This is a genomic window from Streptomyces tendae (assembly GCF_008632955.1).
Lineage (GTDB): Bacteria > Actinomycetota > Actinomycetes > Streptomycetales > Streptomycetaceae > Streptomyces.
Window position 1 is genome coordinate 1805122 of the sequence record NZ_CP043959.1, and the last position, 18863, is coordinate 1823984.

The following is an 18863-nucleotide window of genomic DNA, read 5'->3' on the forward strand; positions in this document are numbered from 1 at the left end:
GTCAGAGCCTCCGGGTGGCCAGGGTCAGCCGGTCGCGGGCGTCGAACAGGGCGTCCTTCACCATCTGTTCGTGCGCCGGGGTGAGCCGGGCGACGGGCACCGAGCAGCTGATGGCGTCCCGCGCGGGCGTGCGGTAGGGGATCGCCACACCGAAGCAGCGCAGCCCCAGCGTGTTCTCCTCGCGGTCCACGGCGAAGCCCTGCTCCCGCACCTGGTGCAGCTCCTCGATGAGCTTCTCCCGGTCGGTGATGGTGTTCTCGGTGAGCGCGGGCAGGGTCTCGGGGAGCATCTTGCGCACCTGCTCGTCCGTGTACGTGCTCAGCAGCGCCTTGCCCAGCGACGTCGAGTGGGCGGGCAGCCGGCGGCCGACCCGGGTGAAGGGGCGCAGGTAGTGCTGGGACTGGCGGGTGGCGAGGTAGACGACGTTGGTGCCGTCGAGGCGCGCCAGATGGATGGTCTCGGTGGTGTCGTCGGAGAGCCGGTCCAGCGTGGGCCGGGCCGCCGCGACGACCTCGTCCCCGTCGATGTACGACGTGCCGACCAGCAGCGCCCGCACGCCGATGCCGTACCGGGTGCCCGTCGCGTCCGTCTCCACCCAGCCGAGGTCGACCAGCGTGCGCAGCAGCATGTACAGGCTGGACTTGGGGTAGCCGACGGCCTCCTGGACCGCCGCCAGGGAGTGCATCCCGGGGCGCCCGGCGAAGTATTCGAGCAGTTCAACGGTCCGCACCGCGGACTTGACCTGCGCCCCGCCGCCTGTCTCGCCAGCCGACATCGCCCTTGACCCCTTCGTTCGCCGGGAAATAGTCTCCGAAGCGCATTCATCCACAGAGACGGTGTTCAGTATATCGAACACTCCCGTGGACGACGTACATACTGCGGCATTGCATGCGGCATTCAAGTGGAGGGACCCGCGGTGGCAGCAGCACCAGTCTGGAGTGTCGACCCCCGAACCGGGAAGCAGCGTGAGCAGGTTGCGGTGGAGGCCACAGCCCAGGAGGTGGACGCCGCCGTCCGGGCCGCCGAGGAGGCGCGCGAGGCGCTGACCGACCGCACCGTCCGCGCCGCCTTCCTGCGGTCCGCCGCCGACGAACTGGAGGCCGCCCGCGACCGGCTCGTCGAAGCTGCCGACGCCGAGACGGCGCTCGGCCCGGTCCGGCTCACCGGCGAACTCGCCCGCACCTGCTACCAGCTGCGCGCCTTCGCCGGCATCGTCGAGGAGGGCGCCTTCCTCGACGTCGTCATCGACCACCCCGACGACACCGCCACCCCGCCGATCCCGGACCTGCGCCGCTACAAGATCCCCCTGGGCGTGGTCGCCGTCTACTCGGCGTCCAACTTCCCCTTCGCCTTCTCCGTGGCCGGCGGCGACACCGCGAGCGCGCTCGCGGCCGGCTGCCCCGTCGTCGTCAAGGCCCACCCCGACCACCCCGCCCTGTCGGAACTGGTCGCCCGGGTGATCCGGCGGGCCGCAGCCCGGCACGCGGTCCCCGACGGAGTGCTCGGCCTGGTGCACGGCTTCGAGGCCGGCCTGGAGCTCATCCGGCACCCGCGGGTCGCGGCGGCCGGCTTCACCGGCTCCGTCCGCGGCGGCCGGGCCCTCTTCGACGCGGCCGCCGCCCGGCCCGTCCCCATCCCCTTCCACGGCGAACTGGGCTCGCTGAACCCGGTCGTCGTCACCGAGGCCGCCGCCGCCGAGCGCGGCGAGGCCATCGGCGCCGGGCTGGCCGGCTCGATGACGCTGGGCGTCGGCCAGTTCTGCGTGAAGCCCGGCCTGGTCCTCGCCCCCGCCTCCGCGGCCGGCGACGCGCTGCTGAAGTCCCTCACGGACGCCGTCAGCGACACCGACCCGGGCGTACTGCTCGACCACCGCATGCGCGACAACTTCCTCGCCGGGGTCACCGAGCGCGCCCAACTGCCGGACGTGGAGTCCCCCGTGACGGCGGGCGCGGGCGGCGACCACACCGTCAGCGCCGGCTTCCTCACCGTCCCGGCCGAGCGGCTGACCCGCGAGGGCGACCACGACCTGCTGATCGAGGAGTGCTTCGGGCCGGTCACCGTCGTGGCCCGCTACACGGACGAGGCCGAGGTGCGGGCGGTGCTGACCCGGCTCCCCGGTAACCTCACGGCGACCGTGCAGCTGTCCTCCGAGGAGGCGGCGGGACACGGCAGCGGAGCCGAACTGGTGCGGGAGCTGACGCCCCTCGCGGGACGCGTGCTCGTGAACGGCTGGCCGACGGGTGTCGCCGTCGCCCCGGCCCAGCACCACGGCGGCCCCTACCCGGCGACGACCTCCACGTCCACGTCGGTGGGCGGCACGGCCATCGAGCGCTGGCTGCGGCCCGTCGTCTACCAGGGCACCCCGGAGGCGCTGCTGCCCCCGGAGCTCAGGGACGACAACCCGCTCGGGCTGCCCCGCCGGTTCAACGGCCGCCTGGAGCGCTGACCCCGCTCACCCGCCGGTCGGCTCCAGGCCCGCGTCGCGGGCCAGGAGCGCGGCCTGCACCCGGTTGTCGCAGTCCAGCTTGGTCAGGATGCGGCTGACGTACGTCTTCACCGTGGCCTCGCTCATGTGCAGCCGGGCCCCGGCGTCCGCGTTGGACAGGCCCTCCCCGAGCAGGGCCAGCACCTGGCGCTCCCGCTCGGTGAGGCCGGTCAGCCGGCGGCGTGCCTCCTCGCCGCGCGCGGTCGCGGCGGGGGAGGCGAGGGTGTCCACCACGTGCCGGGTGGCGGCCGGGGAGAGGTAGGCGTTGCCGGCCGCCGCCGCGCGGACCGCGTGGATCAGCTCCTGCGGCGCGGAGTCCTTCAGCAGGAAGCCCGCACCGCCGTGGCCCAGCGCCCGCAGCACGTTCTCCCGCTCCCCGAACGTGGTCAGGATCAGCACCCGCACCCCCGGCGCGGCCCGGCCCATCTCGGCCAGCGCGGTCAGTCCGTCCATCACCGGCATCTGGATGTCCAGCAGCGCCACGTCGACCGCGGTGGCGCGCGCCGTCTCCACGGCCTCCCGGCCGTCGCGCGCCTCGGCGACGACGTCGATGTCGTCGGCCGAGGTGAGGATCATCCGTATGCCGGCCCGGATGAGCGGCTCGTCGTCGGCGACGAGGACCCGGATCACGCGGCCTCCTGCGCGGTGTCGGTGGGACGGCTGAGGGCGAAGCCCTGCCATCATGCCCGATCCCGCCGCCGTGCCGGGGCCGGCCGTCCGTCAGATCTCGTGCGGGTAGGACTCCTTGGCCACCAGCTTCCCGTCGCGGAAGCAGAACCGGTAGACGATGTCCTCGTCCTCGTCCACGAAGTGCTCGCAGACCGCGTCCTCGGGCAGCGGCGGGCCCTGCTTCTCCACCCCGTCGGTCAGCAGGGAGTCCCCGTCCGGGAACTCCTCGCGCAGGTCCGCCTCGGCGTCGCCGATGCGGGCGGAGTCGTACACGCTCGCCGGTATGACGCCCTTCTCCACCTCGTCGATCAGCTTGCCCACCCCCCACACCAGCAGGGCGGCGGTGCCGGCGACGAGAACGACGGCGACGAGGGCGCACCCCAGGGCGACGTTCTTCTTGGTGCTCATGATGGCGGCGTACTCCTTCTGCGGATCGAAGCGGTCGATGTCCGCCCCACCGTCGCCCGCGGCACCCCGCCCGCTCTGCCCCCGAAAGTCGCCGGCCGGAGCGACGGACGTCGCGTCCTTCCGCCCGGCGGGCGCCGACCCGTCGCCGTAGGGCAGGACACCCGCGACGCGGAACCCGCCGTCGGGCGCGGGACCGCTGTGCACCATGCCGCCGACCAGCCGGGCCCGCTCCCGCAGTCCCGCCAGGCCCTGGCCCCCGCTGATCGCGGGCGGCGCCGCGGGCACCCCGGCCGGGACCGGCCCGTTGGCCACCTCGACCACCAGGCTGTCCGGTTCGTGGCGCAGCTCCACGGTGATCGGGGCGCCCGGCGCGTGCTTGTGCGCGTTGGTCAGGCCCTCCTGGACGATGCGGTACACCGCGTGGTCGGCGGCCGGCGCGAGCGGCCGCGCGGTCCCCGAGCGGCGCAGCTCCACCGGGACACCCGCGCCCCGCGAGGACGCGACCAGCGCGTCGAGCCCCGCCGCGCCCCGGGCGGGCGGCGCACCCGCGGCCTCCGGGCCGGGGCCGGGTCCGGACGCGGGCGGCTCGTCCGCGTCGTCGCGCAGGATGCCGACGGCCTCGCGCAGTTCCCGCATCCCCGCCCGGGCGGCCTCCCGGAGGATGCCGACGCCCTCCCGGTGGCGGTCGCCGAGCTCGGGGTCCACCTCCAGCGCCCCGGCGTGCACGGCGATCAGGGCGAGCTGGTGACCGAGGCTGTCGTGCATGTCCTGGGCGATGCGCTGCCGTTCCAGCAGCCGCGCCTGCCGGGCCACCATCGCCTGCTCACGCACCAGTTGCACGTTGTGCCGGCGCAGCGCGTCGAGCAGGTCCCGGCGCTGGGCGCGGTACCGCGAGGCGAGCCCCGGCACGACCGCCATCACCAGATAAGGGCCCGCGCTGAGCGCCGCCGTCAGCAGCAGCGAGAACTCCAGCGCCTCCTCGCCCCCGTCGCCGAGCAGGGCGCCGGCGGCGTACAGCACCAGTCCGGTGGCGTAGGCGCCCACCGCGTGCCAGGGGCGTCCGATGCGGCTGCCCGCCGACCAGCTCGCGTAGATCAGCAGCGGGCCGGTGCCGAGCACCGAGCCGGCCAGGGCCGACGAGAGCACGAGCACGGTGGCGGGCAGCGAGCGCCTGACCAGCGTCAGCACGCCGACGGCCACGGCGAGGGCCCAGGACCGCGCGGCGGACCCGCTCTCCAAGGAGTACGCCGTCCCGGCGGTCCCCGCGAGCACCAGCACGAGGGCGGTCTCCCCGGCGATCCGTCCGCGGGACCAGGGGGAGGCGGCCGCCAGCCGGGACAGCAGCGGCCGGGCGGTGCGAGAAGTCTGTGCCATGTCCACGCGCAGACCTTAGGGGGCGGCCCCCCGGGGTCCGCATCCTCCCTCGGTCGCGGCCCCGTACGACGAAAGTGAACACCCGCGACCGGACGCCCCCGTCCTCTTTGGTCGCTGCCGGCCGCGACTTACGGAGACTGTGCCCGGACCGCCCGCACGGCGACGATGACGGTGCCGGACGCGGACGGGGCGGGCCGGCGTCACCCACCACCGAGCACCGGGGAGCGCAGCAGTGGACGCAACGGGACCGTGGAAGAGCCGACGCTTCACCGTCACCCAGCGGGCCACCCTGAAGGCCGACCGGTACGTCGTCACCGAGACGCTGCGGGACGGCTCCGCGGGCCGGGTCCTCGCCCACGCCGAGCAGAAGCGCTTCTCGCTCAAGGAGGAGCTGACCTTCTACGGCGACGCCTCCCGGCAGCAGGTCCTGTTCACCGTGAAGGAGCGCACGCTGCTGGACCCCGGCGAGGGCTTCGACGTGCTGGACGCGGAGGGGAAGCCGCTCGGCGCCTTCCACGAGCGGTTCTTCACCTCCCTGGTGCGCTCGACCTGGGTGCTGGAGCAGCCCGGCGCGCCCGACGCCGTCGGCCGTGAACGCAACCGGTTCGTGGCCGTGCTGCGCCGGGCCTGGGGCTGGCTGCCGCTCGACCTGGTGCCGTTCGCGTGGCCGTACCACTTCGACTTCACCACGGACGGCAAGCCGGTGATGACGGTCGACAGGAAGACCGGGCTGCGCGACCGCTACCTGGTCGACGTGGTCGCGCCCGACCTCGACCTACGGCTCGCCGTCGCCCAGGCGGTCGCCCTGGACACCTTCCAGGGACGCTGACCGGGACCGCACGCGCGGGCCGGGACGCCGCCTGGAAGAATCCGGTCATGGACCTGGACATACCCGAACTCCCCTTCCCCCTGCGGACGTACGGCCCTGAGGGCTCCTGGGCCTACGAGGACGGCGTCCTCACCGGATGGGCCGGACCGCGGCAGGACCGCTTCGTGCCGCCCACCGGCGAATCGCTGGAGTCCGCCGCCGACGCGCCCCGGCTGCTCGGCGCGCCCGAGGGCGACTTCCAGCTGATCGCCCGGGTCACGGTCGGCTTCGGCGCCGCCTTCGACGCGGGCGTGCTCTACGTCCACGTCGGCGAACAAGCCTGGGCCAAGCTCTGCCTGGAGTACTCCCCGAAGGTGCCGACCATCTGCACGGTGGTCACCCGGGGGCACTCGGACGACGCCAACTCCTTCACCGTGGAAGGTAGTTCCTTCTGGCTCCGGGTGAGCCGCACCGGACGCGCCTTCGCCTTCCACGCCTCGCGCGACGGCAAGCAGTGGACCTTCGTCCGCCTGTTCACCCTCGGCGACGAGAAGGAGACCGGGGCCGCCCTGGTCGGGTTCGCCACCCAGTCGCCGACGGGGGAGGGCTGCGTGGTGACCTTCGACCACATCGAGTACCGGCTGCACTGGCCGCCGGACCTGCGCGACGGCAGCTGAGCACGCCGCGGGGGAATGTCCGCGACTGCTTGAACGTTCATCCGTTCGCGGAGGGAGTCTCCGCAGCCGTACGACCCTGGAGAGAGCCGGCCCATGCGCGTCGAGATCTGGAGCGACATCGCCTGCCCCTGGTGCTATGTCGGAAAAGCCCGCTTCGAGAAGGCGCTGGCCTCCTTCCCGCACCGTGACGGCGTCGAGGTGGTGCACCGCTCCTTCGAGCTGGACCCGCACCGCGCCAAGGACGACATCGAGCCGGTCCTCACCATGCTCACCAGGAAGTACGGCATGAGCGAGGCCCAGGCCGAGGCCGGCGAGGACAACCTGGGCGCGCAGGCCGCCGCCGAGGGCTTGCCCTACCGCGCCCGGGGCCGCGACCACGGCGGCACCTTCGACATGCACCGCCTGCTGCACTTCGCCCGCGAGCACGGCCGTCAGGAGCAGCTGCTCGACCTGCTGTACCGGGCGAACTTCGCCGAGGAGCGGTCCGTGTTCGGCGACGACGAACGGCTCGTGGAACTCGCCGGCGCCGCCGGCCTCGACACCGACGCCGCCCGCACGGTCCTCGCCGACCCGGAGGCGTACGCCGCCGAGGTCCGCGCCGACGAGAGCGAGGCCGCGCAGCTCGGCGCGCGCGGGGTGCCGTTCTTCGTGCTCGACCGGAAGTACGGCGTCTCCGGTGCCCAGCCCGTCGAGGTCTTCACCCAGGCGCTCACCCAGGCCTGGGGCGAGCGCTCGCCGCTGACCCTCGTCACGGGCGGCACGGACGCCGAGGCCTGCGGTCCGGACGGGTGCGAGGTGCCCCCGCGGCGGAACCCGCAGGCCGGCGCGGACGTATAAGCGTCCCTTAGGGGTACCGCGCAGAACATCGCGATGGACGGGGGGACGGCGGGGCCGCAGAGTGGTGGCATGGAGACCTTCGAGAGCCTCGTCCGTGCCGAGTTCACCCCGAAGAACACCTACCTGAACACCGCGAGCAGTGCCCTTCTGCCCGCCCGTACCGTGTCCGCGCTGGACGCGGCCGCGCGGCTGCGGGCGGAGGGACGTCCGCTCGACCCGCTGTTCGCCGACGTCGAGGTCTGCCGCGCCGCCTACGCCCGTCTGGCGGGCGTGCCCGTGGAGCGGGTGGCGGCCGGGGCGACGGTCGCCCTGTACTCCTCGCTGGTCGCCGCGTCCCTGCCGCCGGGTGCCGAAGTCCTCACCGCGGAGGACGACTTCACCTCCGTGCTGAACCCCTTCCACGCGCGCGGCGACCTCAAGGTGCGGGCCGCGCCGCTGGAGCGGCTGGCCGACGCGGTGCGGCCGGGCACCGCGCTGGTCGCGGTCAGCGCCGCGCAGTCCGCCGACGGCCGGATCGCGGACCTGCCCGCGCTGCGCGAGGCGGCCCGGTCCCACGGGGCGCGCACCTACGTCGACTTCTCCCAGGCCGCGGGCTGGCTGCCGGTGGGGGCCGGCGCGTACGACTACAGCGTCAGCATCACCTTCAAGTGGCTGCTGGGTCCGCACGGCGCGGCGTTCCTCGTCGTCCCCGAGGACTTCGGCGACCTGATCCCGGTGCAGGCCGGCTGGGTCGCGGGGGAGGACCCGTGGAGCAGCTGCTACGGTCCGGTCGCCGAACTCGCCAGCTCCGCGCGGCGGTTCGACACCACTCCCGCGCTGTTCAGCTACGCGGGCCTGCGGGCCTCCCTCGAACTCGTCGAGGAGATCGGGGTGGACACCGTCCGCACCCACGACCTCGCCCTCGCCGACCGGTTCCGCGCGGGGCTGGTCTCGCTGGGCCGGGAGCCGCTGCCCGCGCCGGGCTCGCCGATCGTGTCGGTGCCGGGGCTCGGCGGGCTGCAGCCGGAACTGGCCGAGGCGGGCATCCAGGTGTCGAACCGCGCCGGCAACCTGCGGGCGTCCTTCCACCTCTACAACACGGCCGACGACGTGGACCGGCTGCTGGACGCGCTGTCCGGCTGAGCGCACGGCAGCGGGCCGGTGCCTCCTTGTCCCACACGAGGAGGCCCGGCCCGCAGTCTGTGTCACGGCGCGCTCAGGGCACCGCCGTGTTGTCACGGCGCGCTCAGGGCACCGCGCGTGCGCCTACGTCACCGGACGGGAGTGAAGTCCCGCGCTCCGATGCTGTGTCTTTCGGGGGACAACCCCCGAACCCCCGGCAAGGGGACGGACTCACCGGACGGGAGTGAAGTCCCGCGCCCCGATGAACTCGGGGCGGCGGATCGGGGCCGCGAAGGGCTCGACCGCCGTGTTCTCGACGCTGTTGAACACGATGAACACGTTGCTGCGCGGGAACGGCGTGATGTTGTCGCCGGAGCCGTGCATGCAGTTGCAGTCGAACCAGGTCGCCGAGCCGGCCTTGCCGGTGAACAGCTTGATGCCGTACTCCGAAGCCATCTTGGTCAGCGCCTCGTCGGACGGCGTCCCCGCGTCCTGCATCTGCAGGGACTTCTTGTAGTTGTCCTTCGGCGTGGCACCGGCGCAGCCGAGGAACGTCTTGTGCGATCCCGGCATGATCATGAGACCGCCGTTGGTGTCGTAGTTCTCGGTGAGCGCGATCGAGACCGAGATGGTGCGCATGTTCGGCAGACCGTCCTCGGCGTGCCAGGTCTCGAAGTCCGAGTGCCAGTAGAAACCGCTGGCGCCGAAGCCCGGCTTGACGTTGATCCGCGACTGGTGGACGTACACGTCCGAGCCGAGGATCTGCCGGGCCCGGCCGACGACCCGCTCGTCGCGCACCAGATTCGCGAACACCTCGCTGATCTTGTGCACCTCGAAGACGGACCGGATCTCCTGGGACTTCGGCTCGACGATCGAGCGCTCGTCCGCGCGGATCGCCGGATCGCCGACCATCCGGTCGAGCTCACGCTTGTACACCTCGACCTCGTCCGGGCCGATCAGCTGGTCGACGGCCAGGAAGCCGTCGCGGTCGAGCGCCTGGAGGTCGGACGCCGGGACGGGGCCGGGCGTGTCCGGGCTGCCCCAGACGACCGGGTCCTGGCGCGGGGTGGCCACCTCGGTGGCACCGCGGGTCGGGTAGAGATCGGTGACGTGCGTGGTCGTGGTCACGGTGACTCACACCTCCTCGGTGAGCAGCGGGTAGACGCCGTTCTCGTCGTGGTCCTCCCGTCCGGTCACGGGCGGGTTGAAGACACAGATGCAGTGGAAGTCCTCCTTGACCTTGAGCGTGTGCCGCTCATGGCCGTCGAGGAGGTACATGGTGCCGGGGGTGATGTGGTAGGTCTTCCCGGTCTCGCGGTCGGTGAGCTCGGCGTCGCCCTTGGTGCAGACGACGGCCTCGATGTGGTTCGCGTACCACATGTCGGTCTCCGTACCCGCGTACAGGATCGTCTCGTGCACGGAGAAGCCGACCTTCTCCTTGGCGAGGACGATGCGCTTGCTCTCCCACGTTCCCGACGCCGACTTGACGTGCCGGTCGGTGCCTTCGATCTCCTTGAACGAACGGACGATCACGGTGTTGCGATGCCTCCTCGGCTGGGGGTGTGTGTTTCAGGCGGTCTCGCGGACCGCACGGGCGAGGACGGTGAGGCCCTCGTCCAGCTCGTCCGGCGTGACGGTCAGGGCGGGGAGCAGTTTGACGACCTCGCTCTCCGGGCCGGACGTCTCGATCAGCAGACCGAGTTCGAAGGCGCGCCTGGCGACGCGGCCGGCGCGCTCCTTGTCGTGGAACTCCAGGCCCCACACGAGGCCGCGGCCGCGGTACTCCTTGACGTCGGCGAGGTTCTCCTCGGTGATGGCGATCATCGCCTGCTCCACCTGCTCGCCGCGCCCCCGGGTCTGCTTCTCCATGGCGGAGCCGTCGGCCCAGTAGGCCTCCAGGGCGGCGGTGGCCGTCACGAACGCGGGGTTGTTGCCGCGGAACGTGCCGTTGTGCTCGCCCGGCTCCCAGATGTCCAGCTCCGGCTTGAACAGGGTGAGCGCCATCGGCAGCCCGTATCCGCTGATCGACTTGGAGACGGTGACGATGTCGGGGGTGATGCCGGCCTCCTCGAAGGAGAAGAAGGCACCGGTGCGGCCGCAGCCCATCTGGATGTCGTCGACGATGAGCAGCATGTCCTGGCGCTCGCACAGCTCGGCCAGGGCGCGCAGCCACTCGGGCCGCGCCACGTTGATGCCGCCCTCGCCCTGCACGGTCTCGACGATCACGGCCGCCGGCTTGTTGAGGCCCGAGCCCTGGTCCTCCAGGAGCCGCTCGAACCACAGGAAGTCCGGGACCTGGCCGTCGAAGTAGTTGTCGAACGGCATCGGCGTGCCGTGCACCAGGGGGATGCCGGCGCCGGCCCGCTTGAAGGCGTTTCCGGTCACGGCGAGCGAGCCGAGCGACATGCCGTGGAAGGCGTTGGTGAACGACACGATGGCCTCGCGCCCCTTCACCTTCCGCGCCAGTTTCAGCGCGGACTCCACGGCGTTGGTGCCCGTCGGCCCCGGGAACATGACCTTGTACGGCAGGTCGCGGGGGCGCAGGACGTAGTTCTGGAAGGACTCCAGGAAGGCGCGCTTGGCCGTCGTCGACATGTCGAGGCCGTGGGTGACGCCGTCGCGCTCCAGGTAGTCGATCAGGGCGCGTTTCAGGACGGGGTTGTTGTGCCCGTAGTTGAGTGAGCCGGCTCCGGCGAAGAAGTCGAGGTACTCGTGGCCGTCCTCGTCGTACATGCGGCTGCCGTGCGCACGGTCGAAGACGGCGGGCCAGCCGCGGCAGTAGCTGCGTACCTCGGACTCGAGGGTCTCGAAGACGCTGAGGTCGGGCTGGGTGATGGTCACGACGAATCGCTCCTCGGTGGCGTGGGAGGTCAGAGGGAGTCGGAAGATCAGGGTGCGGGCCGGCCCGTCAGAGGGCGAACGGCCCGATGCGGTACAGAACCTCGGGGTCGTGCGGTCCGTCGGGGAACTGGCCGGCGTCGAAGAGCACCTCGCGCTCCAGCAGGGCGTCGTGACGCTCCGCGAACGCGGTGAACAGGCGCTCGGAGGCCGTGTTGCCGGGAGCCACGGTGGTCTCCACGGTGTCCACGCCGTGCTCCGCGGCGGTCCGGGCGGCCAGTCCGTCGAGCATGGCGGCGGCCAGGCCGCGACCGCGGTGCGTCTCGTCGACGGCGACCTGCCAGACCAGCAGGGTGCGCGGGCTGTCCGGCCGGAGGTACCCGGTGATGAAGCCCACCGGTGCTCCGCGCTCGTCGCGAGCGACGGCCGAGGTGGCGGCGAAGTCACGGCACCACAGCAGATAGCTGTACGACGAGTTCAGGTCGAGAACCTTCGAGTCCCTGGCTATCCGCCACAGCACGGCTCCGTCCGCCACGGTAGGGCGGTCGATTTGCAGGTCTGCTTGTGCGGCAGTCATGCGAATTGAACTTACCGAGGTAAATTCAAAATTGCATCGTCCGTCGGGGTTACGTACGAGCGCGGCATGTGTTATCGCGCGTACGGGCGGGTTCGCGCGAACCGTCGGCAGAATGCCCCAATATGCACGGTGTAAATGGTGGTAAAACGGGCGCGATGTGGAACCGGTCACATCTGTGTAACTCTCGTGACGGCCCCCGGAATCGCCCGGTGGCCGCCACTCGGATTGGGGCGTTTAGGGTCCGGGAAAGCGGGCAGAAGAGGACGGGAAGCTACTCCGAAAGGTAATAGGGGAATAAGCCGGAGAATGTCGCGAGGGTATGTGTGCGAGGGATTCCGATAATCCCTGGGAATTCAGCTGCCGGTCACTCCGTCGATGCGCTCCCGCAGGAGATCTGCGTGACCGTTGTGCCGTGCGTACTCCTCGATCAGATGGATCAGCACCCAGCGCAGGCTGACCTCGACGCCGGCCATCGGCCCGTCGGTGATCAGCCCGGTGCCGTCCAGGGGCAGCCCCTCGGTCAGCTCCTGCCCGCGGGCGATCTCCCGGTGCCAGGCGGCGAGCGCCTCGTCGATCCCACGCGCCGGGTCGAGCGCGAACCCGGTCACGTCGTCGAACACCGGCGGCACGTCCCGCCCCGCGACGATCCGCTGGAACCAGTTCCGCTCCACCTCGGCGAGGTGCTGCACCAGGCCCAGCAGGGTCAGCGCCGACGGCTCCGCGGACGCGAGGCGCACCTGGGCGTCGTCCAGCCCCGCGCACTTCAGCGCGAGGGTCGCGCGGTGGTACTCCAGCCAGGACTCCAGCATCGCCCGCTCGTCCCCGCGGAACCGGGGCACGGGGCGTCCGTCGGGCAGCGTGATCGGCCCGGAGGAGGACACGTCGTCACCCATGCGGGCAGCATGGCACGGCGCTCGTCACAGGCCCATGCCGCCGCCGGCCCACCGCACCTTTCCGGCAGCGCCCGCCGGGGCATCCGCGGCGGGCGCCCCAGCGGGCGGACGGGACGTCAGTCGGCGCCGGGTCCGCGGCCGTACGGCACCCCCGACGAGAGGTGCCGGTTACTGCCAGGCTTCTTCCGCCGCCGCCAGGGCCGCGGGGAGGTCGGTCGGCAGGCCCGCGTCGGTCAGGGCCGTGGCGAGGGCCGTCAGGCAGGCGCGGACCGTGCCGCGGGTCGCGTCGGGGCCGTAGTGGTTGACGCGGATCATCTCGCGGGCCAGGGCGCCGCCGCCCGCCGCCAGCGGGAGGTCCGGGTCGGCGGCCAGGGCGCGGGCGACCAGCTCGGACGCCGTGGTGCCGGACGGCGCCCGCAGGGTCGTCGCGACGGGCGCCGCGTCGGCCGCGTCGTGGACGTACGGCGCGATCCCGCCGCCCAGCGCGAGCGCGCCCGCCCGGGTCGCGGCCGCCGCGGAGGCGTGCCTCGCCATCACCGTCTCCAGGCCCTCCGCCTCGATCCGCTCCACGCACGCCTCCAGCGCCAGCATCTCCAGCTGCGCCGGTGCGTGCAGCAGGGCCTTGCGGCCGCCGTCGATCCACCGCTCCTTCCAGTCCAGGAGGGAGAGGTAGGAGCGGCGCGGGGCGTGCGGGTTGGCCGCCATCCGGGCCCAGGCCCGCTCGCTCACCGAGACCGCCGACACCCCGGCGGGACCGCCCATCGCCTTCTGCGCCCCGATGACGCACAGGTCCACCCCCCACGCGTCCGGCAGCACCGGCTCCGCTCCGACCGACGCCACCGCGTCCAGGTAGAACAGCGCGCCGTGCGACCGCACCACCTCGCCGATCCCGGCGACCGGGTTGGTGTTGCCGGTGGCCGCCTCGGCGTGCACCAGGGACACGAAGTCGATCTCCGGGTGCTCCGCGAAGGCGTCCTGGATCTGCCCGGCCGTCACCGCGGTGTGGAAGGGCACCGTCAGGTCGATCACGGTGGCGCCGCAGTCCCGCAGCCAGTCGCCGAAGGTCTGCCCGTAGGGGCCGGTGATGACGTTCAGGGCGGTCGTCCCGGGCCCGGCCGCCGCGCGGATCGCGCCCTCCAGCGGCAGCAGCGCCTCGCCCTGCGTGATCACGACGTCCTGCCCGGTGCCCAGCAGGCGTGCCACCCGGTCCTCGACGGAGGCGAAGCGCGCGGCGCTCAGCGGGGGCAGGTCGAGAAGGAGGTTCGTCACGGCTGTGCTCTCTTTGCTCATGCTTCACGGCGGCGCGGGTACGTACGACCACGTCGAGGGTAAACCTTCGCCCGACGGGCGGACCGGACGGCCAGGTTCTGGACCGGGCACCGACGCACCAAGGGCAGGTTTGAGGCACTCAAACCTTTACTTATAATCTGAACATTCAGTTCCCCGACAGGAGGCTCTCCCGTGAAGACGCTTCTCGGCCGCCGGACGCGAGTCCTGGCCGCCACCACCGCGACGGCCGGGATGGTCCTCCTCGCCGCCTGCACCTCCACCGACGACGGAGGCAGCGGGTCCACCACCGCGGCCGGCGGGGTCGAGCTCGTCAAGGCGGGCCAGCTCACCACCTGCACCCACCTGCCCTACCCGCCCTTCCAGTCGGAGATCGACGGCAAGGTGCAGGGCTTCGACGTCGCCCTGATCGACCTGGTCGCCGACGACCTCGGGGTGAAGCAGCAGATCCTCGACACCCCCTTCGAGAACTTCAAGACCGGCGCCTTCCTCAACTCGGGCGAGTGCGACCTGGCCGCGGCCGGCATGACCATCACCGACGAGCGGAAGAAGAACGTCGACTTCTCCGACCCGTACTTCAACGCCACCCAGGCCGTCCTCGTCGACAAGGACAGCGGCGTCACCTCCCTCGCCGACGTCAAGAGCGAGAACGTCAAGCTGGGCGCCCAGGCGCAGACCACCGGCGAGGACTACGTCAAGGGCCAGGGCTTCGACCCGGTCTCCTTCGAGTCCTCCGACGCCGTCCTGAACGGCCTGCGCACCGGGCAGGTCAAGGCCGTCGTCATCGACTACCCCGTGGTCCAGGGCTGGCTGAAGGACAAGGCCAACGCCGACGCCTTCACGGTCGCCGAGCAGATCGACACCGGCGAGGAGTACGGCTTCACGGTGAAGAAGGGCAACACCGCCCTCCAGAAGGCCGTGAACAAGGCGCTCGCCGACGCCAAGGCCGACGGCACGTACAAGAAGCTGTACGAGCAGTGGATCGGCCCGTACGACGAGTCGGCCGCCTCGCCGGCCGCGTCCTGACCCCATGGCCGACACGGAGAAGACGCCGCTCCAGCCGAAGCGGAAGGGCCTGACCCGGCGCCAGAAGCGCAGCGTGTCGCGCGGCATCCAGTACGCCGTGTTCGTCGCGGCCGTGATCGCCTTCGCGGTCACGGCCGACTGGGGCCGCCTGCAGAACCAGTTCGCGCAGGTCGACATCGCCGAGCGGATGTTCCCGGACGTCATCACGCTGGCGCTGAAGAACACCGTCCTCTACACGGTGACCGGCTTCGCCGTCGGGCTCGCGCTCGGCATGCTCATCGCGCTGATGCGGCTGTCGTCCGTCGGGCCCTACCGCTGGCTGGCCGGCGTCTACATCGAGATCTTCCGCGGCCTGCCCGCCCTGCTGATCTTCATCTTCATCGGCGTCGCCGTGCCGCTCGCCTTCCCCGGCACGGAGATCATCGGCGGCACCTACGGCAAGGTCGCCCTGGCCCTCGGTCTGGTGGCCGCCGCGTACATGGCGGAGACGATCCGGGCCGGCATCCAGGCCGTGCCCAAGGGGCAGATGGAGGCGGCCCGCTCGCTGGGGTTCTCGCCCGCCCGGGCCATGGTCTCGGTCATCATCCCGCAGGCCTTCCGGATCATCCTGCCGCCGCTCACCAACGAACTGGTCCTGCTGTTCAAGGACTCCTCGCTGGTGCTGTTCCTCGGCGTCACCCTGGAGGAGCGCGAGCTGTCCAAGTACGGCCGCGATCTCGCCAGCCAGACCGCCAACTCCACGCCCATCCTGGTGGCCGGCCTGTGCTACCTGCTGATCACCATCCCGCTCGGCTTCGTCGTGCGCCGCATGGAGGCCAAGGCCCAGGAGGCCGTCAAATGAGCCGACCGGAGATCCGCGTCAGCGCTCTGCACAAGTCGTTCGGCGACAACCACGTGCTGCGCGGCATCGACCTGGAGATCGGCCAGGGCGAGGTCGTCTGCGTCATCGGCCCGTCCGGGTCCGGCAAGTCGACTTTGCTGCGCTGCGTGAACCTCCTGGAGGAACCCACCGAGGGCCAGGTCTTCGTCGGCGGCACCGAACTCACCGACCCGGACGTCGACATCGACGCCGTACGCCGCCGCATCGGCATGGTGTTCCAGCAGTTCAACCTGTTCCCGCACCTGACCGTGACGGAGAACCTCACGCTGCCGCAGCGCCGGGTGCTCCGGCGCGGCAAGGCGGAGGCCGCGAAGGTCGCCGCCGAGAACCTGGAGCGGGTCGGCCTCGCGGAGAAGGCCGACGCCTACCCCTCCTCCCTCTCCGGCGGTCAGCAGCAGCGCGTCGCCATCGCCCGCGCGCTCGCCATGGGCCCCGAGGTGATGCTGTTCGACGAGCCGACCTCGGCGCTCGACCCGGAGCTGGTCGGCGACGTGCTCGCGGTGATGCGGATGCTCGCCGACGAGGGCATGACGATGATGGTCGTCACCCACGAGATGACCTTCGCCCGCGAGGTCGCCGACCGGGTGGTGTTCATGGACGGCGGCGTGATCGTCGAGGACGGCAGCCCCGCGCAGGTCATCGGCGCGCCCCGGCACGAGCGCACCCGCCACTTCCTCTCCCGCCTGCTCGACCCCGCCATGGCGGAGGTCGAGGAGGAGACCTCGGACCAGGTGGGGAAGTCCGGCTGAGGCACAACTATCGTGCGGAGCATGAGTGAACGCGCGGTGCTGCACCTGAAGGGACGGATCCTCGTCGGCCCGCACGAGGTCCGCGACGAGCTGTGGGTGGTCGACGGCCGCATCTCCTACGACCGTCCGGCCGGTGCCCGCGACGTCTGCACCCTCGACGGCTGGGTGCTGCCCGGGCTGGTCGACGCCCACTGCCACGTGGGTCTCGACCGGCACGGCGCGGTCCCCGAGGACGTCGCCGAGAAGCAGGCCCTCACCGACCGGGACGCCGGCGCCCTGCTGCTGCGTGACGCCGGCTCGCCCTCCGACACCCGCTGGACCGACGCGCGCGAGGACCTGCCGAAGATCATCCGCGCGGGCCGGCACATCGCCCGCACCCGCCGCTACATCCGCGGCTACGCCTGGGAGGTCGAGCCCGGCGACCTCGTCGCGTACGTCGCCCAGGAGGCCCGGCGCGGCGACGGCTGGGTGAAGCTGGTCGGCGACTGGATCGACCGGGACCTCGGCGACCTGTCGGCCTGCTGGCCGCGCGGCGCCGTCGAGGCGGCGATCGCCGAGGCGCACCGGCTCGGCGCCCGCGTCACCGCCCACTGCTTCGCCGAGGACTCCTTGCGCGATCTGGTCGAGGCCGGCATCGACTGCGTCGAGCACGCCACAGGGCTGACCGACGACACCATCCCGCTGTTCGCCGAGCGGGGCGTGGCGATCGTCCCCACCCTGGTCAACATCGCCACCTTCCCGGCGCTCGCCGACGGTGGCGAGGGCAAGTTCCCGCGCTGGTCCGCGCACATGCGCCGGCTGCACGAGCGCCGCTACGACACCGTGCGGTCCGCGTACGACGCCGGCATCCCCGTCTTCGTCGGCACCGACGCGGGCGGCACCCTGCCGCACGGGCTCGCCGCCGAGGAGGTCGCGGAACTGGCCAAGGCCGGCCTACCGGCCGTCGAGGCCCTCGCCGCCGGCACCTGGAAGGCCAGGGAGTGGCTCGGCCGCCCCGGCCTGGAGGAGGGTGCCCCGGCCGACCTGGTGGTCTACGACGCCGACCCGCGCGCGGACCTCCGGGTACTGACCGATCCGCGCCGGGTGGTACTGAACGGGCGCGTCGTCGCGTAGGGCGCGCCCGCCGGCGGGGCACGGGAGGGTGACGGCGACGAACAGCCGTATCCCGGAAATCGAAAACGTTCTCCGACCTTCCCCGAAGGAGTGAAGAGTCACCGGATCGCTGACGGGGCGGCGCGGGCGTGGACATTCTGTCCGGGTCCCAGCAATGTCTCATGGGGGTCCCACCACCTTGTACACCATCAACTTCCCCGCGCCCGCCCGCCGTTGGACCGCATCCGCCGCGGCCTGCGCGCTCGTCGCGGGGCCCGTCGTCCTCACCGGCGCGGGCGCGGCGTACGCCACCGAGGGCCACGGCAGCGCGAGCGCCGCAGTGCTGCGCACCGGGCTCGACGTGTCCCTGCTCAACAAGACGGTGCAGGTCCCGCTCACCGTGTCCCTCAACGCGGTCCAGGCACCGCGGAGCGCGCAGAAGACGGCCCTCACCGCCACCCTCGACGGCGTGAACCACGGCAAGCCGTTCAGCGTGCTGCGCGCCGAGGTGGCCGACGCCGAGGCGACCGTGGAGGGTGAGCGGGCCGAGGCGTCCACCACCCTCGCCGACGCCCGCCTGCACGTCCCCGGGCTGCCCCTGCTGTCGGTCGTCGAGATCGAGGCGGTGAGCTCCAAGGCGGTCTGCGAGGCGGGTAAGAACCCGCACGCCTCCGTCACCCTGCCCGCCGCGGTCACCGTCCTCGGCAAGCGCGTCTCGCTGAGCGCCGGCGGCCCGACCCACGTCGAGGTGCCGGGCGTGGGCTCGGTGCGGCTGGACCTGTCGAAGACGGAGACGACCTCGTCCACCGCCGTCGCCACCGCCCTGAAGCTGGAGGTGTCGGTCAACCCGGCCAAGCTGAACGTGGCCGAGGTTGAGGGCAGCCTGACGCTGGCCGAGTCCAGGTGCGAGGCCCCGGCGGCGGGCGAGGAGCCGCAGACCGCGGCGCCCGAGGAGGCCGGCGACGCCCCGGCGCAGGAGGAGGCCGCCGTCGAGGCGCAGGGGGCCCGCGCCGAGCAGGCCGCTTCCACGGAGACCAACCTGGCGGAGACCGGCGGCGACTCGGCCACCCCGTACGTGGCGGGCGGCGCGGTCGCCCTGCTGGCGGCGGGCGGGGGAGCGGTGCTGCTGTCGCGGCGGGGCCGCCGCAACTGACCCTGAGCG

General features: G+C 72.2%; 19 protein-coding genes. 10 read left to right on the forward strand and 9 right to left on the reverse strand.

Annotated features, from left to right (window positions below; genetic code table 11):
• Position 1 precedes the first annotated feature (1 nt).
• Positions 2-775 carry an IclR family transcriptional regulator gene (locus tag F3L20_RS08410; RefSeq protein WP_004989734.1) on the reverse strand — a complete coding sequence of 258 codons (774 nt, stop codon included), beginning with the start codon at positions 773-775 and terminating at the stop codon, positions 2-4.
• A gap of 141 nt (positions 776-916) precedes the next feature.
• Between F3L20_RS08410 and F3L20_RS08415 the strand changes: the two genes are divergently transcribed.
• Positions 917-2446: an aldehyde dehydrogenase (NADP(+)) gene (locus F3L20_RS08415; RefSeq protein WP_150153502.1), complete on the forward strand. Its 1530-nt coding sequence runs from the start codon at positions 917-919 to the stop codon at positions 2444-2446.
• A 6-nt stretch (positions 2447-2452) separates the two neighbouring features.
• Here the strand turns inward: F3L20_RS08415 and F3L20_RS08420 are convergent, their stop codons facing one another.
• Both F3L20_RS08420 and F3L20_RS08425 read right to left on the reverse strand, forming a co-directional pair.
• Complete coding sequence (locus F3L20_RS08420) at positions 2453-3115, reverse strand: response regulator transcription factor (protein ID WP_150153504.1); 663 nt, start codon at positions 3113-3115, stop codon at positions 2453-2455.
• Positions 3116-3205: 90 nt separating this feature from the next.
• Complete coding sequence (locus F3L20_RS08425; protein ID WP_150153506.1) at positions 3206-4936, reverse strand: sensor histidine kinase; 1731 nt, start codon at positions 4934-4936, stop codon at positions 3206-3208.
• 232 nt (positions 4937-5168) lie between these two features.
• Between F3L20_RS08425 and F3L20_RS08430 the strand changes: the two genes are divergently transcribed.
• The 4 genes from F3L20_RS08430 to F3L20_RS08445 all read left to right on the forward strand — a co-directional run bounded on the left by F3L20_RS08430 (position 5169) and on the right by F3L20_RS08445 (position 8380).
• Positions 5169-5765: a hypothetical protein gene (locus F3L20_RS08430; RefSeq protein WP_150153508.1), complete on the forward strand. Its 597-nt coding sequence runs from the start codon at positions 5169-5171 to the stop codon at positions 5763-5765.
• A 47-nt stretch (positions 5766-5812) separates the two neighbouring features.
• On the forward strand, positions 5813-6421 hold the full coding sequence (locus F3L20_RS08435) for a DUF1349 domain-containing protein (RefSeq protein ID WP_150153510.1): 609 nt from the start codon (positions 5813-5815) through the stop codon (positions 6419-6421).
• Positions 6422-6514: 93 nt separating this feature from the next.
• Positions 6515-7258 (forward strand): DsbA family oxidoreductase, encoded by a 744-nt coding sequence (locus F3L20_RS08440; RefSeq protein WP_150153512.1) that lies wholly within the window; start codon positions 6515-6517, stop codon positions 7256-7258.
• Between the two features lie 69 nt (positions 7259-7327).
• Positions 7328-8380 carry an aminotransferase class V-fold PLP-dependent enzyme gene (locus F3L20_RS08445; RefSeq protein WP_150153514.1) on the forward strand — a complete coding sequence of 351 codons (1053 nt, stop codon included), beginning with the start codon at positions 7328-7330 and terminating at the stop codon, positions 8378-8380.
• A gap of 210 nt (positions 8381-8590) precedes the next feature.
• Here the strand turns inward: F3L20_RS08445 and thpD are convergent, their stop codons facing one another.
• From thpD to F3L20_RS08475, 6 genes are all read right to left on the reverse strand, one after another.
• A complete protein-coding gene (gene thpD, locus F3L20_RS08450; protein WP_150153516.1) occupies positions 8591-9487 on the reverse strand; it encodes an ectoine hydroxylase in 897 nt (298 codons plus the stop codon).
• A 6-nt stretch (positions 9488-9493) separates the two neighbouring features.
• On the reverse strand, positions 9494-9892 hold the full coding sequence (locus F3L20_RS08455; RefSeq protein WP_004932953.1) for an ectoine synthase: 399 nt from the start codon (positions 9890-9892) through the stop codon (positions 9494-9496).
• 36 nt (positions 9893-9928) lie between these two features.
• Positions 9929-11200, reverse strand: a complete 1272-nt coding sequence (ectB, locus tag F3L20_RS08460; RefSeq protein WP_150153518.1) for a diaminobutyrate--2-oxoglutarate transaminase — start codon at positions 11198-11200, stop codon at positions 9929-9931.
• A gap of 67 nt (positions 11201-11267) precedes the next feature.
• Complete coding sequence (ectA, locus tag F3L20_RS08465) at positions 11268-11774, reverse strand: diaminobutyrate acetyltransferase (RefSeq protein WP_145825107.1); 507 nt, start codon at positions 11772-11774, stop codon at positions 11268-11270.
• 353 nt (positions 11775-12127) lie between these two features.
• Positions 12128-12667 carry a DinB family protein gene (locus tag F3L20_RS08470; RefSeq protein ID WP_150153520.1) on the reverse strand — a complete coding sequence of 180 codons (540 nt, stop codon included), beginning with the start codon at positions 12665-12667 and terminating at the stop codon, positions 12128-12130.
• Positions 12668-12835: 168 nt separating this feature from the next.
• Positions 12836-13936 (reverse strand): pyridoxal-phosphate-dependent aminotransferase family protein, encoded by a 1101-nt coding sequence (locus F3L20_RS08475; RefSeq protein WP_150153522.1) that lies wholly within the window; start codon positions 13934-13936, stop codon positions 12836-12838.
• A gap of 192 nt (positions 13937-14128) precedes the next feature.
• Here F3L20_RS08475 and F3L20_RS08480 point away from each other — a divergent pair, with 192 nt between their 5' ends.
• From F3L20_RS08480 to F3L20_RS08500, 5 genes are all read left to right on the forward strand, one after another.
• Positions 14129-14980 carry a transporter substrate-binding domain-containing protein gene (locus tag F3L20_RS08480; RefSeq protein WP_145825104.1) on the forward strand — a complete coding sequence of 284 codons (852 nt, stop codon included), beginning with the start codon at positions 14129-14131 and terminating at the stop codon, positions 14978-14980.
• 4 nt (positions 14981-14984) lie between these two features.
• Positions 14985-15821: an amino acid ABC transporter permease gene (locus F3L20_RS08485; protein WP_150153524.1), complete on the forward strand. Its 837-nt coding sequence runs from the start codon at positions 14985-14987 to the stop codon at positions 15819-15821.
• Complete coding sequence (locus F3L20_RS08490) at positions 15818-16609, forward strand: amino acid ABC transporter ATP-binding protein (protein ID WP_145825102.1); 792 nt, start codon at positions 15818-15820, stop codon at positions 16607-16609. The genes F3L20_RS08485 and F3L20_RS08490 overlap by 4 nt, the downstream gene beginning before the upstream one ends.
• Before the next feature lie 21 nt (positions 16610-16630).
• Positions 16631-17722, forward strand: coding sequence for an amidohydrolase family protein (locus tag F3L20_RS08495; protein ID WP_150153526.1), 1092 nt, complete (start codon positions 16631-16633; stop codon positions 17720-17722).
• 154 nt (positions 17723-17876) lie between these two features.
• Entirely contained in the window at positions 17877-18854 is a 978-nt protein-coding gene (locus F3L20_RS08500) for an SCO1860 family LAETG-anchored protein (protein ID WP_150153528.1), read from the forward strand.
• Positions 18855-18863: the final 9 nt, after the last annotated feature.

Excerpts from the sequence above, each read along its gene's own strand:
- F3L20_RS08490 (WP_145825102.1), top strand. The coding sequence starts at position 15,818 with ATGAGCCGACCGGAGATCCGCGTCAGCGCTCTGCACAAGTCGTTCGGC.
- F3L20_RS08495 (WP_150153526.1), top strand. The coding sequence starts at position 16,631 with ATGAGTGAACGCGCGGTGCTGCACCTGAAGGGACGGATCCTCGTCGGC.
- ectA (WP_145825107.1), bottom strand. The coding sequence starts at position 11,774 with ATGACTGCCGCACAAGCAGACCTGCAAATCGACCGCCCTACCGTGGCG.
- F3L20_RS08425 (WP_150153506.1), bottom strand. The coding sequence starts at position 4,936 with ATGGCACAGACTTCTCGCACCGCCCGGCCGCTGCTGTCCCGGCTGGCG.
- F3L20_RS08470 (WP_150153520.1), bottom strand. The coding sequence starts at position 12,667 with ATGGGTGACGACGTGTCCTCCTCCGGGCCGATCACGCTGCCCGACGGA.
- F3L20_RS08445 (WP_150153514.1), top strand. The coding sequence starts at position 7,328 with ATGGAGACCTTCGAGAGCCTCGTCCGTGCCGAGTTCACCCCGAAGAAC.
- F3L20_RS08435 (WP_150153510.1), top strand. The coding sequence starts at position 5,813 with ATGGACCTGGACATACCCGAACTCCCCTTCCCCCTGCGGACGTACGGC.
- F3L20_RS08410 (WP_004989734.1), bottom strand. The coding sequence starts at position 775 with ATGTCGGCTGGCGAGACAGGCGGCGGGGCGCAGGTCAAGTCCGCGGTG.
- F3L20_RS08500 (WP_150153528.1), top strand. The coding sequence starts at position 17,877 with ATGTCTCATGGGGGTCCCACCACCTTGTACACCATCAACTTCCCCGCG.
- F3L20_RS08485 (WP_150153524.1), top strand. The coding sequence starts at position 14,985 with ATGGCCGACACGGAGAAGACGCCGCTCCAGCCGAAGCGGAAGGGCCTG.
- F3L20_RS08440 (WP_150153512.1), top strand. The coding sequence starts at position 6,515 with ATGCGCGTCGAGATCTGGAGCGACATCGCCTGCCCCTGGTGCTATGTC.